Raw genomic sequence first — 12647 nt, forward strand, 5'->3', positions numbered from 1 at the left:
CCGGGTAAGATCGAGCCAGGCGGACACCTCGCCGCCCCTCCCAAAGGACTTACGAGCATGACCTCTTCCACCCCCGCCCCCGCACTCGACGCCGCCGGCCTCGCCCGCTATATCGACCACACCCTGCTGAAGCCCGAGGCCACCCAGGCCGACGTGGCCGGCCTCATCGCCGAGGCCGTTGAGCTCGGCGTCTACTCGGTCTGCGTGTCGCCGTCGATGTTGCCGCTGACCCTTCCCGCGGATGCCGACCTCAAGGTCGCCGTGGTCTGCGGTTTCCCGAGCGGCAAGCACGCCAGCTCGATCAAGGCTGCCGAGGCCGCCCTGTCGGTGTCGCAGGGCACCGACGAGGTGGACATGGTCATCGACATCGGTGCGGCCAAGGCCGGCCGGTTCGATCTCGTCGAAGCCGACATCAGCGCCGTGCGCGCCGAGATCCCCGCACCCCTGATCCTCAAGGTGATCATCGAGTCCGCCGCCCTCACCGACGACGAGATCGTCGGCGTCTGCCGCGCGGCCGTTGCCGCGGGCGCCGATTTTGTCAAGACCTCGACCGGGTTCCACCCTGCCGGCGGCGCCACCGTGCACGCCGTGCGCCTGATGCGCGAAACCGTCGGCGATGCCCTCGGCGTCAAGGCCTCCGGCGGCGTGCGCAGCCACGCCGACGCCCTCGCCATGATCGAGGCCGGCGCGAGCCGTCTCGGCGTGTCCGGCAGCAAGGCCGTGCTCTCCGGCGCAGCCGTCGAGGCGTCGGCCAACCCCGCAGCCTACTAGCGGCACCCGGGCCTGACCCCGCCACGAACGTCACGGCGCGGGTTAGCCCCGGCGGCACGTGGTAGTCGCGGCGGCCTGCGTTCCAACCCGGGCTGTCGGAAATACCACGTGCCGCGAGGAACAACCTGTGCCGTCGGAGACGACCCGTGCCGAAGGCACCATCCGACAGGGGTCAGAAGGCGGGCGGCTAGACCGAGACGATGGTGTGCACGGGTGCGTCGCCGATACGGCTACGCCCGTCGAGCTCGGCCAGTTCGAGCACCACGCCGACACCGATCGTCAGGTAGCCGGCCCGTTCGATGAGGCGCGCGGTGGCCGCGACGGTGCCGCCGGTGGCCAGCACATCATCCACGATGAGCACCCGGGACCCGGCGGGCAGCTGCCCGACCTCCAGTTCGAGGCGTGCCGAGCCGTACTCCAGGTCGTACTCCTCCGTCAGCACCGTGCCGGGGAGCTTTCCGCCCTTGCGCACCGCGAGGACCGCGCACTGGGCGGCGTAACCGATGCCGGCCGCGAGCAGGAACCCACGGGCCTCGATGCCGGCCACGGCGTCGAACTGGCCCCGGTAGCGCTCACTCAGGTCGTCGATGATCGCTCGGAAGGCCACGGCATCGGCGAAAACCGGGTTGAGGTCACGGAACAGGATCCCGGGTTGGGGGAAGTCCGGATACGAGGCGAGGAGGGTGTGCACGTGCTGGGCGGCGGGAATAATCACGTACTCAAGGGTACCGCCCGGTTTCCTCGCCCCTCGGCCACCAGCAGCCGCCGCAACCCGCGAGTCAGGGTGCGGTGGGGGCGTCGGTGTCGGGCGCGGCCGAGTCGGCCGGCTCGTCCATCGCTCCGCTGAGCTCGTCGAGGAAACGCACCACGGCGAGCTGCTCCGGCGCGGTGAGCTTCTCGGCGGCGGCCAGCATCCGCTGGTGTGCCGCTCCCAGGGTGCGCCGCATCTCGTCGTGAGCGCGCCGGGTGGCGTGCAACACCTGCGCACGCCGGTCGCTGGGGTGCGGCTCCCGGCGCAGCCGACCGGATGCCTCCAGCCGCGAGAGCAGCTTGGCCGTGGCGGCCGAGGTGATGCCGAGAACGGCGCTGAGGTCCTTCGGGCCGATCGGCTCCGAGCGCTCCTCCGCCGCGATCAGGTGCCGCAGGGCGACCAGGTCGGAGTCGTTCATGTCCATGTCGGAGCGCGCCCGGATGCGCATCGCCACGTCGGCCGCGCGGAACCTGCGCACGGCGCGGAGCACGTCGACCGCGGTGACCCGCTCCGGGCCGGCACCGGAGGCGGCATCCGGGTACCAGTACGCGTCGGAACCGACTCGACTCGGCTCCGCGGCGGGTACGACGGCGGGAGGCATAGGCACCATGCTAGCCTCGAATATCGCTAACTCGGTTAGGTACTTTTTCGGGTATCTTGGCTGCACGAGAGGAAGTCCCGTGATGCACACAGCAGAACACACGATCGAATTCGACACCATCGAATCTCGGCACGCCGCCCCTGCCGACGATCTGGTCGTTCTGCTGGACGAGGAGGGTCGCGAGATCGGCACCGCCGCCAAGAGCAGCGTGCACGGCGCCGACACCTCCCTGCACCTGGCGTTCTCCTGCTACGTCTTCAACGATCGCGGTGAGGTCCTGGTGACCCGGCGGGCACTGACCAAGAAGACCTGGCCCGGCGTCTGGACCAACTCCTTCTGCGGCCACCCGGCCCCGGCCGAGACTCTCACCGACGCCGTGCACCGGCGCGCCGACTTCGAACTCGGCCTCGACATCGACCGCATAGACCTGGCCCTGCCCCTGTTTCGCTACCGCGCGACCGACAGCAGCGGCATCGTCGAGAACGAGGTGTGCCCGGTCTACCTGGCGCGGGCATCCGCGGATCCGGTGCCCAACCCCGACGAGGTCATGGAATTCACCTGGACCCAGCCCGAGACCCTGCGGCGCTCGGTGCTGGCCAGTCCGTTCGCTTTCAGTCCTTGGATGGTGTTGCAGATGCGCGAACTGGAGACCTTTCGTGCATGAGATCGCGACGCTGGGCGTCGAAACCGAACTGCACAGGTTTTTCGCCGCGGCCCGGTTGCGCGCCAGCGACTACGGCGACCACTACGTCGCGCTCTGGGATTCCCTGGACCAGGCCAGCCGCGGCGGCAAAAGGGTCCGGCCCGCCCTGGTGCTGGCCGCCTACGACGGCTTCGGCGGCACCGACCGCACCCTGTCCACACCCGTCGCGGTGAGCTTCGAGCTCCTGCACACGGCGTTCCTGATCCATGACGACGTGATCGACCGCGACCTGTCCCGCCGCGGGATGGCCAACATCGCCGGCCGGTTCACCGAACGTGCCATCGCGCACGGTGCGGCAACCGGGCAGGCCGAGGCATGGGCCGCCACAGCGGCCATCCTCGCCGGCGACCTGGCCCTGAGCGAGGCGCATCGCGCTCTGGCCCTGCTGCCGGTGCCCGCCGAACTGCGCGGCCGGCTGCTCGATCTGCTCGACCGGGCCGTGTTCGTCTCCGCAGCCGGCGAACTCGCGGATGTGACCAACACCGTCAGCCGGGACCCCCTCACGATCGACCAGGTCGTCACCACGCTCGAACACAAAACGGCGATCTACTCCTTCGAGGCTCCCCTGCAGGCCGGCGCGGTCCTGGCCGGCGCGCCGGAGGAGGCCATCGACGCCCTCGGCCGGTTCGGCCGCCTGATCGGTGTCGCCTTCCAGCTCACCGACGACCTGCTGGGCGTGTTCGGCGACCCCGCCAGCACCGGCAAGAGCGTTCTCGCGGACCTCCGCGAGGGGAAGCAGACCGCCCTGATCGCGCACGCCGGCGCCACCGACCGGTGGCCCCTGATCGCGCCGTTCCTGGGCAAGGACGACCTCACCGAGGCCGAGGCCGAACTGGTGCGCGGGCACCTCCGCGACTGCGGAGCCCCTGACACCGCGGATGCTCTCGCCCGAGAGTACGCCAGCCGTGCGGTTGAGGCCCTGCAGGGCCCGCTCATGCCCGACGAGCTGCGCGCCACCCTCACCCAGCTCGCCCTCAGCGCCGTGACGCGGCAGAAATGAGCCGCGACACGGCCGGTTCCCTGGTCGGCGCGGAGACTACGGGCCTGGACAGCTACAACGCCGCCGCGCTGGCCAGCGCGAATACGGTGATCGCCCAGTACTCCACCTCGTTCGGCCTGGCCGCCCGACTGCTCGCCCCGGCCCGGCGCGACGAGGTGCGCAGCATTTACGCGCTCGTGCGCATCGCCGACGAAATTGTCGACGGCGCCGCCAGCGGGGCAGGCATCGACCTGGCCGGACAGCGCGAGCTGCTCGATGATCTCGAGCACGAAACCGAACGCGCGATGGCGCGCGGCTTCAGCACCAACCTGGTGGTGCACGCGTTCGCCGTCACCTCCCGCCGGGTCGGCATCGACCCGGCCCTGACCCGCCCGTTCTTCTCCTCGATGCGTCGAGACCTCGACCCGGCCCCGTTCACCGAGGCGGGTGTCGCCGAGTACATCTACGGGTCCGCGGAGGTCGTCGGGCTGATGTGCCTGCGCAGCTTTCTGCGCGAGTCCCCCCGGACACCGCAGGAGCAGGCCGTCCTCGAACACGGTGCCCGCAGCCTCGGCGCCGCGTTCCAGAAGGTGAATTTTCTGCGCGATCTGGCCGCCGACCGGGATGCGCTGGGGCGCAACTACTTCCCGGGTATCGACCTCACCCGGCTCACCGAACCGCAGAAGAACCTGCTGCTGGACGACATGGATGCCGACCTCGACGCGGCCGCGCGGGTGCTGCCGCTCCTGCCTCCTGGCAGCCGCCGCGCCGTCACCGCCGCCCACCGGCTGTTTGCCCGGTTGTCTGCGAAACTGCGGGAGACACCCGCCCAGAGTTTGATGAGCACCCGCGTTCGGGTGCCGGATCCGGAGAAACTGATGATCGCCCTCTCGTCCTCGCTCGGCCCGCAGGCGTGGCGACGGTGAGCGGCCAAACCGGCCAGACCCGCCCCGCCCCGACCAGAACAGCGCCGGCCGGACACGCGCCGACCAGGACAGTGGTGATCGGGGGCGGCATCGCGGGCCTGGCCAGCGCGGCACTCCTGGCCAGGGAGGGCCACCAGGTCACCCTGCTGGAGGCCCACGACACGCTCGGCGGCCGGGCCGGCTTCTGGGAGGCCGAAGGTTTCCGCTTCGAGACCGGTCCGTCCTGGTACCTCATGCCGGAGGTGTTCGAGCACTTCTACCGGCTGATGGGCACGAGCGCGGCCGAGCAGCTGCAGCTGACCCGCCTCGACCCCGGCTATCGGGTGTTCTTCGAATCGGACACCGAGCCCGTGGATGTGCGCGCGGAGCGGGCCGACAACATCCGTCTGTTCGAGAGCCTCGAACCCGGTGCCGGTGCCCGCTTGGAGAAGTACCTGGCCAGCGCCAAGGAAACCTACGACATGGCCGTGGACAGGTTCCTGTACACGAGCTTTGCCTCCTTCAAGCCCCTGCTGGTGCAAGACGTGCTCTCCAGGATGGGCCGGCTCGGCCGCCTCCTGCTGCAGCCGCTGGATAAATTCGTTGCCGGCTACTTCCGCGACCCGCGCATCCGCCAGATCCTCGGCTACCCGGCTGTGTTCCTCGGCTCCTCGCCCGACCGGACCCCGTCGATGTACCACCTGATGAGCCACCTCGACCTGGCCGACGGTGTGCTCTACCCGCAGGGCGGCTTCAGCCGGCTCATCCAGAGCATCGTGGATCTGGCCCGCGCGGAGGGCGTCACCATCGAAACCGGTGCCACCGTGCAGGCCATCCGCAGCGGGCCCACCCCTGCCGGTCGGCGCGCCAAGGCCGCCGTCGAGGGTGTCACCTACACCAACGCGGCCGGTGCGACGGTGCGACTGGATGCCGATCTGGTCGTCTCGGCCGCCGACCTGCACCACACCGAAACCGAGCTGGTCGAACCGGCCAAGCAGACCTACCCGGAGCGCTGGTGGCAGAAGCGCACCTCGGGCCCCGGCGCCGTGCTGGTGCTGCTCGGCGTGAGCGGCGAGCTGCCCAAGCTCGCTCATCACACCCTGTTCTTCACCGAGGACTGGGCCGACAATTTCGACCGCATCTTCGGCAAGGAGACCTCGGTGCCCAACCCGGCGTCGTTCTACGCCTGCCTGCCGAGCGCTACCGACCCCGGGGTGGCGCCCGACGGTGCCAGCAACATGTTCCTGCTCATCCCGGTGCCCGCCGACACCGGCATCGGCCACGGTGGCATCGACGGCGCCGGTTCGGCCGGTGTCGAGGGCATCGCGGATGCCGCGATCGGCCAGCTGGCCGAGTGGGCCGGCATCCCCGACCTCGCCGAGCGCATCCTGGTGCGGCGCACCATCGGGCCGGCCGACTTCGCCGACGACCTCAACTCGTGGAAGGGCGGGGCGCTGGGACCGGCGCATACCCTCAAGCAGAGCGCGTTCTTCCGCGGCACCAATGTGTCCAAGCACATCGACGGCCTGTACTACGCCGGTGGCACCACCATCCCCGGCATCGGCCTGCCGATGTGCCTGATCAGCGCCGAGATCCTGCTCAAGCGGATTCGTGGGGACGTGAGCACCGGGCCGTTGCCCGAGCCCCTGGCCGCCGTTCTGCACTGATGCTGGGCTTCGCGTATCTGCTTGCCCTGCTGGTGTCGTTGACCGGGATGGTCGTGCTCGACCGCCGGTTCGGCCTGTTCTTCTGGCGGACGCCCCGCGCCGCGGCCGTCGTGCTCGCGGCGGGGGTGCTGTTCTTCCTGGCCTGGGACCTGGTCGGGATCGGTACCGGCATCTTCTACCGCGGCGAGACCGTCTTCATGACCGGTCTGCAGGTGGCCCCCGAGCTGCCGATCGAAGAGGTCTTCTTCCTGACCTTCCTCTGCTACCTGTTCATGAATGCCTTGCAGGGCGCGCGGATGCTGCTGGAGCGGCGGCGACCCGCGTGAGCTACCTGACGCTGAACGCGATCTTCCTCGGCCTCGCGGTGCTGGCGGCTGCCGCGGCCCTGTGGCGGCGGCCGGCCTCCAGACGGCTCTACGCCGCATCCGGGCTCGCCCTGGTCGCTGTGCTCGTGCTCACCGCGGTCTTCGATAACATCATGATCGGGGTGGGGCTCGTCGCGTACGACCCGGCCCTGATCTCCGGAGTGTTCGTGGGAATCGCGCCAGTGGAAGACTTTGCGTATCCGGTGGCAGCGGCCCTGCTGCTTCCGGCCGTCTGGTCGCTGCTCGGCGGCGACACCCGGCCGCCCATACGCCGCCGGACCACCCCACGATCGGAGCAGGACGAATGACCGAGTCGATTCCCCCCACCGGCGCCGCGGCGACCGGACTCGGCCACACCTTTCGGCAGGTGCTGCTGTCGTCCCGCCCGCTGAGCTGGATCAACACGGCCTTCCCGTTCGCCGCCGCCTACGTCGTCACGACGGGCCGCATCGACGCGCTGCTGGTGGTGGGGACCCTGTTTTTCCTGATTCCCTACAACCTGCTCATGTACGGCATCAACGACGTCTTCGACTACGAATCCGACCTGCGCAACCCCCGGAAGGGCGGCGTCGAGGGGGCCATGCTCGAACAGAGCCTGCACCGCACGGTGCTGATCTCGGGCGTCGCGACGGCGGTGCCGGTACTCCTGCTGATGCTCGTGCTCGCCGGCGCGAACCCCGGGTCCTGGCTGGTGCTGATGATCAGCCTCTTCGCCGTGGTCGCGTACTCGGCACCCCGGCTGCGCTTCAAGGAACGGCCGGTGTTGGACTCGGTCACCTCGAGCATCCACTTCGTGAGCCCGGCAGTGTACGGGCTCGCCGTAGCGGGCGCCCTGGTCACGCCAGACCTCGTCGCGGTGCTGGCGGCGTTCTTCTTCTGGGGCATCGCCAGCCACGGCTTCGGTGCCGTGCAGGATGTCGAACCCGACCGGCAGGGCGGCATCAGCTCGATCGCGACGGCGTTCGGTGCCGCGCAGACCGTGCGCCTGGCCATCGGTTTCTGGCTGCTGGCCGGGGTGCTGATGCTGGTCACCGACTGGCCGGGGCCGCTCGCCGCATTGCTGGTGATCCCCTACGTTCTCGCCGCCTGGCCGTACCGGTCGATCAGCGACGCCGAGTCCGAACGGGCCAACAACGGCTGGAAACGGTTCCTGCGGCTGAACTTCTTCACAGGGTTCCTGGTGACCATGCTGCTCATCCTCTGGGTCGTGCTGCGCTGACCCTGAGCCCTGGCCCGCGTAGAGTCTAGGCATGGAGTTGAGCAGTGCACGGGTGGACAGCTGGGCCTGGGCGGTGCGGATGTACAAGACCCGCTCGCAGGCCACTGCAGCCTGCCGGGCCGGGCACGTTCGGGTGAACGGGGAACGGGCCAAGTCCGCCCAGTCCATCAAGCCCGGCGACGAGGTGCGGATCCGGGCCAACGGCTTCGACAGGGTTCTCGTGGTGTCGCGGATCATCGTCAAGCGGGTGGGTCCGAGCGTGGCCGCCGAGTGTTTCGTGGACAACACGCCGCCACCGCCACCGCGCGAGGAGCTGGCCCTGGTGCCGATGCGCGACCGCGGCGCCGGCCGGCCCACCAAGCGTGAGCGCCGCGAGATCGAGGAGCTGCGCGGGCACTGACCGGCCGGGACGCCCAGCCAGGCCGGGTCACGACGCGCTGCGGTCCTCGGTGTCGGTCGGCAGCCGTACGGGCGGCACCAGGGTGCCCACCTCACTGCGCACCCACCAGACGTGTTCGGCCCGGCGTTCGGCCGGCGTGCTGAACCTGTACAGGAACACCCGGGCACGCACATAGCGCGGCGGCGCCGCGGCGAACGGATTGTGCGCGAGCATCCGCAGGGTGGCGCGGTCGCCCTGCAACAACCGGGCCAGGAATACCTCGAACCACCGGGACTCGCGTGACCCGAGGGCCAGGAACCACATCAGCCAGTCCAGCCGCAGGTGGTAGGGCGCGAATTGCCCTGGCACCCGGGTCACGTCACCGGGCTTGCCGCGGAACTCGTAGGCCCGCCAGGCCGTGGGGTCCCGCGGGTCGGCGGAGTCGCTGCCCTCGACGACCACCTCGAACCGCTCCTTTGTGACGGTGCCGAACGCACCGTAGGCGTTCACCAGGTGGAACGGGTTGAAGCTCGCGTTCATGAGCTGCCGGCGGAGCAGCAGGTTGCGGGCCGGCCAGTAGCTGAGCACCAGCAGGCCGAGGGTCACGGCGAGCACCACAACCACGAACCAAGCCGGCTGCTCCCCCGCCGCGGCCGCCGACCCCGGCGCGCGCAGGGCCGGAACGAACAGCCCGCCGACCCACCGGAAGGCAGCGTCATCGACCGCCGCGGCGGCCAGCACGATGGTGATCCAGTTCAGCCAAGCGAAATTGCCGGTGAGCACCAACCACAGCTGGCTGAGCACGATGACGCCCGCCGCAACCGAGGCCACGGGCTGCGGAGCGAACAGCAGGAACGGGGCAATGATCTGCACGGTGTGGTTGGCGAGCACCTCGCCGCGATGGAACCACCTGGGCAGGTGGTGCACGAACCAGCTCACCGGGTTGGGCATCGGCTGAGTCTCGTGGTGATAGAACAGCGCCGTGAGGTCACGCCATTCCCGCCCGCCACGCAGTTTGATCATGCCGGCACCGAACTCCAGCCTGAACACCAGCCAGCGCAGGAAGTACAAGACGGGCAGCGGCGTGGCGACGTCGGCAGAGCCCAGGAACGCCACGACGAAACCGGCCTCGACCAGGAGACTCTCCCAGCCGAACCCGTAGAAGGTCTGCCCCACGTTCACGATCGACAGGTAGCCGGCGAAGAGCAGTAGGAACACGATCATCACCAGCCAGGCCGGGCCGAGCTGCGGCAGACCCAGCACAACGGCAGCGGCCAGGACGATCCCCGACCAGGCGACCAGGCGACAGAGCCGGTCGGAGTAGCGCCAGTGGAACAGGCTCGGGCTACGGCCGAACGGCACCCGCGCGACAAAATCGCGCACCGGCAGCAGCCCGTTGTCACCCAGGAGGGCCGGGAACTGGGCCAAGGCCGAGGCGAACGCGACCAGGAAGATGGCGGCGATCCCCCGTTGCAACACCTCGCGTGCGATGTCGTAGTCCCCGGTTCCGAACCAGTCCATGGTGCAGTTCACCCTAGGCTCGGGCGGCCGCTGCCTCAATGTGAGAAGTGCTTGACTTCGCCGACTAAACCGGTATAGGTTTGCCCTAAACCGGTTCAGGCATCCGAGGATGCGGCCCGGTCGCCATCAACGAGGAGGCCCCGTGCAGTCCACCCAGGATTCGGTCAAGAGCTCCGCAAAGGTGACCATTGCCGATGTGGCCAGGGAGGCCGGGGTCAGCAAGGGCCTCGTCTCGTTCGCGCTCAATGACCGGCCCGGCGTCGCGGCCGACACGCGGGCCAGGATCCTCCAGGTGGCCGAAGCCCTCGGCTGGACACCGTCGCTGCGCGCCAGGTCGCTCTCGTCGAAGCGGTCTTTCGCGCTCGGCCTGGTCATCGCCCGTGACCCGGAGGTGCTCGGGTCTGACCCGTTCTTCACCTCCTTCATCGCCGGTGTCGAAACGGTTCTCGCCCCGGAGGGACTCGCGCTGGTGCTCAGCGTCGTGCCCGACGAGGAGACCGAGCTGCAGACCTACCGCACCCTGGTCTCGGACGGCCGTGTCGACGGGGTGTTCCTCAGCGACCTGCGCATCGACGATGCACGCATCCAGTGCCTGGCCGACCTCGGGCTGCCCACGGTCACCCTCGGCCGGCCTGACCAGCCCAGCCCGTTCCCCGCCGTGTCGATCGACGACACCCACGGCATCGCGGAATCCGTGCGCCACCTGGCCGGTCTCGGCCACCGGCGCATAGCCCACGTCGCCGGCAGCCCCGCCATGCTGCACGGCAGCCGGCGGCAGGAGGCCTTCACCAGCGCCATGCGCGCGGCCGGTCTCGGGGACGGCCAGATCGTGGAGACCGACTTCTCGATCGCCGCCGGCGCCGACGCCGCACGGCGGCTGCTCAGTCAGCCCGAACCGCCCACCGCCATTGTCTTCGCCAACGACCCGATGGCCATCGCCGGCATCGGGGTGGCCCAGGAACTCGGCATCAGGGTGCCGGAGGATGTGTCGATCACCGGGTTCGACGACATCGAATTCGCACGGTACGTGTACCCGGCGCTCACCACCGTCGGCGCCACTCCCCTGGTCTGGGGCCGCGCGGCCGCCGCCACGCTCCTCGGGCTCATCCGGACCGGAGGCGCCGACGACGTCGACCTCCCCGCCGCCCGGCTGATCATCCGGGGCTCGGCGTCCGTCCCGGCACCCGGCTAGTCGTCCCACCTGCACAGAGCCTTGTCAACTACACACCATGCCGCAGCAGAGCCGCAGCGGATTCATGAATGGAGAAGGAAATGCACAGCAGCACCACAAGACCGCACCGCAGTGCGCGAGCAACCCGGCGACTCTTGGCCGCCGCCGCCACCTCAGCGGCCATGATCGTCACCCTGGGCGCCTGTTCCAGCGGCGGCGACTCCGGTTCGGCCACGGAACGCGGCGACATCACCATCTGGTACTCGAACAACGAGAACGAGGTCAAATGGGGCAAGGCGATGGTCGACGCCTGGAACGCCGACAATCCCGACGAGCAGGTCAAGGCCCAGGAGATCCCGGCTGGCAAGAGCAGCGAGGAGGTCATCGGCGCCGCCATCACCGCCGGCAATGCGCCCTGCCTGATCTTCAACACCGCCCCGGTCGCGGTGCCGCAGTTCGTCAAGCAGGGCGGTCTGGTCGACCTCAGCAGCTTCGAGGACGGCGACTCCTACATCGAGGAACGCACCGGCGACCTGGCCGAGCAGTACACGAGCGAGGACGGCAAGTTCTACCAGATGCCGTGGAAATCCAACCCGGTGATGTTGTTCTACAACAAGGACCTCTTCGCCGCGGCGGGGCTGGACCCGGAGAACCCCGAGCTGTCCACCTACGACGAGTTCCTGGCCACCGCGCGCACCCTGGTCTCCGCCGGCGTGTCGCAGTACGCCATCAACCCGTCGGCGACGAGCGAGTTCTTCCAGAGCTGGTTCGACTTCTACCCGGCCTACGGGAACGAGACCGGTGGCACCTTGTTCGTCGAAGACGGCGAAGCCACCTTCAACTCGGACGAGGGTGTCGCGGTCGGCGAATTCTGGAAGACCGTATACACCGAGAACCTCGCCGGCAAGGAAAAGTACACAGGTGACTCGTTCGCGGACGGCGTGGCCGCCATGGCCAGCGCGGGACCGTGGGCGGTGTCCGTCTACAAGGATGTCGTGAACTGGGGCGCCGTTCCCTTCCCCACCAGCTCCGGCGTCGCCCCTGAGGACGCGTACACCTTCAGTGACGCGAAGAACGTCGGTATGTTCACGGCCTGCGAGAACCAGGCCACGGCCTGGGATGTGCTGAAATTCGCCACCAGCGAGGAGCAGGACGGCCAGCTGCTCGAGCTGACCGGCCAGATGCCCCTGCGCCAGGACCTCCCCGAGGTCTACCCGGACTACTTCGCGGCGAACCCGGCCTACGAGCAGTTCGGTGACCAGGCGTCACGCACGGTCGAGGTGCCGCAGGTGCCGAACTCCGTCGCCGCCTGGCAGGCCTTCCGGGATGCCTGGACGAAGACGGTCATCAGCGGTGAGGGCGACGTCACCGAGGCGTTCGACGCCGCGGCAGACAAGGTCAATGAACTGATCGCGGAGCCGTAAGTCTGATGTCCTCGACCGTCTCCTCCGGGAGCGTCACCCCGAGCCCCGCCGCCAGGCCCGCACGGCCTGGCGGCGGGGGCCCCCGCCGGGGCCGTCGGCGCCAGCCGCTGGGAAGGAATCCCCTCGGGCTCCTGCTCAGCGCCCCCTATCTGCTCTTCGTGCTCCTGGTCTTCGCCTACCCGTTGGTCTTC

Annotated in this window: 14 protein-coding genes; 11 read left to right on the forward strand and 3 right to left on the reverse strand. The window is 69.3% G+C overall.

Annotated elements, in window-relative coordinates; translation table 11 throughout:
- Window positions 1-57: 57 nt before the first annotated feature.
- The gene (gene deoC / locus C3B61_RS11160) at window positions 58-771 is read left to right on the forward strand and encodes a deoxyribose-phosphate aldolase (protein WP_103460635.1); all 714 of its coding nucleotides are present in this window, start codon (window positions 58-60) and stop codon (window positions 769-771) included.
- A 187-nt stretch (window positions 772-958) separates the two neighbouring features.
- Here deoC and C3B61_RS11165 read toward each other — a convergent pair whose 3' ends face one another.
- Both C3B61_RS11165 and C3B61_RS11170 read right to left on the reverse strand, forming a co-directional pair.
- Window positions 959-1486 (reverse strand): adenine phosphoribosyltransferase, encoded by a 528-nt coding sequence (locus tag C3B61_RS11165; RefSeq protein WP_088456033.1) that lies wholly within the window; start codon window positions 1484-1486, stop codon window positions 959-961.
- Window positions 1487-1550: 64 nt separating this feature from the next.
- Entirely contained in the window at window positions 1551-2123 is a 573-nt protein-coding gene (locus C3B61_RS11170; RefSeq protein ID WP_165787919.1) for a MarR family winged helix-turn-helix transcriptional regulator, read from the reverse strand.
- An 82-nt stretch (window positions 2124-2205) separates the two neighbouring features.
- On the opposite strand from C3B61_RS11170, the gene idi reads away from it, so the two are divergent.
- Genes idi through C3B61_RS11210 form a run of 8 tightly spaced genes read left to right on the forward strand, consistent with a single transcriptional unit; the run spans window position 2206 to window position 8361 of the window.
- Entirely contained in the window at window positions 2206-2787 is a 582-nt protein-coding gene (idi, locus tag C3B61_RS11175) for an isopentenyl-diphosphate Delta-isomerase (protein ID WP_103460636.1), read from the forward strand.
- Complete coding sequence (locus tag C3B61_RS11180) at window positions 2780-3826, forward strand: polyprenyl synthetase family protein (protein ID WP_103460637.1); 1047 nt, start codon at window positions 2780-2782, stop codon at window positions 3824-3826. Before idi ends, C3B61_RS11180 begins: the two co-directional genes overlap by 8 nt.
- Window positions 3823-4731 carry a phytoene/squalene synthase family protein gene (locus C3B61_RS11185; protein WP_103460638.1) on the forward strand — a complete coding sequence of 303 codons (909 nt, stop codon included), beginning with the start codon at window positions 3823-3825 and terminating at the stop codon, window positions 4729-4731. Before C3B61_RS11180 ends, C3B61_RS11185 begins: the two co-directional genes overlap by 4 nt.
- A complete protein-coding gene (crtI, locus tag C3B61_RS11190) occupies window positions 4728-6377 on the forward strand; it encodes a phytoene desaturase family protein (protein ID WP_370289801.1) in 1650 nt (549 codons plus the stop codon). The genes C3B61_RS11185 and crtI overlap by 4 nt, the downstream gene beginning before the upstream one ends.
- The gene (locus C3B61_RS11195) at window positions 6377-6703 is read left to right on the forward strand and encodes a lycopene cyclase domain-containing protein (RefSeq protein WP_370289800.1); all 327 of its coding nucleotides are present in this window, start codon (window positions 6377-6379) and stop codon (window positions 6701-6703) included. Before crtI ends, C3B61_RS11195 begins: the two co-directional genes overlap by 1 nt.
- Window positions 6700-7050, forward strand: a complete 351-nt coding sequence (locus C3B61_RS11200) for a lycopene cyclase domain-containing protein (protein WP_103460640.1) — start codon at window positions 6700-6702, stop codon at window positions 7048-7050. Before C3B61_RS11195 ends, C3B61_RS11200 begins: the two co-directional genes overlap by 4 nt.
- Window positions 7047-7961 carry a prenyltransferase gene (locus tag C3B61_RS11205; RefSeq protein WP_103460641.1) on the forward strand — a complete coding sequence of 305 codons (915 nt, stop codon included), beginning with the start codon at window positions 7047-7049 and terminating at the stop codon, window positions 7959-7961. Before C3B61_RS11200 ends, C3B61_RS11205 begins: the two co-directional genes overlap by 4 nt.
- A gap of 31 nt (window positions 7962-7992) precedes the next feature.
- Window positions 7993-8361 (forward strand): RNA-binding S4 domain-containing protein, encoded by a 369-nt coding sequence (locus C3B61_RS11210; protein WP_088456025.1) that lies wholly within the window; start codon window positions 7993-7995, stop codon window positions 8359-8361.
- 27 nt (window positions 8362-8388) lie between these two features.
- Here C3B61_RS11210 and C3B61_RS11215 read toward each other — a convergent pair whose 3' ends face one another.
- Complete coding sequence (locus C3B61_RS11215; protein WP_103460642.1) at window positions 8389-9861, reverse strand: lipase maturation factor family protein; 1473 nt, start codon at window positions 9859-9861, stop codon at window positions 8389-8391.
- Window positions 9862-10003: 142 nt separating this feature from the next.
- Here C3B61_RS11215 and C3B61_RS11220 point away from each other — a divergent pair, with 142 nt between their 5' ends.
- Together C3B61_RS11220 and C3B61_RS11225 are read left to right on the forward strand one after the other, a co-directional pair.
- Window positions 10004-11053 carry a LacI family DNA-binding transcriptional regulator gene (locus C3B61_RS11220; protein WP_244285912.1) on the forward strand — a complete coding sequence of 350 codons (1050 nt, stop codon included), beginning with the start codon at window positions 10004-10006 and terminating at the stop codon, window positions 11051-11053.
- An 80-nt stretch (window positions 11054-11133) separates the two neighbouring features.
- Complete coding sequence (locus C3B61_RS11225) at window positions 11134-12456, forward strand: extracellular solute-binding protein (protein WP_103460676.1); 1323 nt, start codon at window positions 11134-11136, stop codon at window positions 12454-12456.
- Window positions 12457-12647 lie beyond the last annotated feature (191 nt).

This window comes from Cryobacterium zongtaii (assembly GCF_002909375.1).
Classification (GTDB): Bacteria; Actinomycetota; Actinomycetes; order Actinomycetales; family Microbacteriaceae; genus Cryobacterium; species Cryobacterium zongtaii.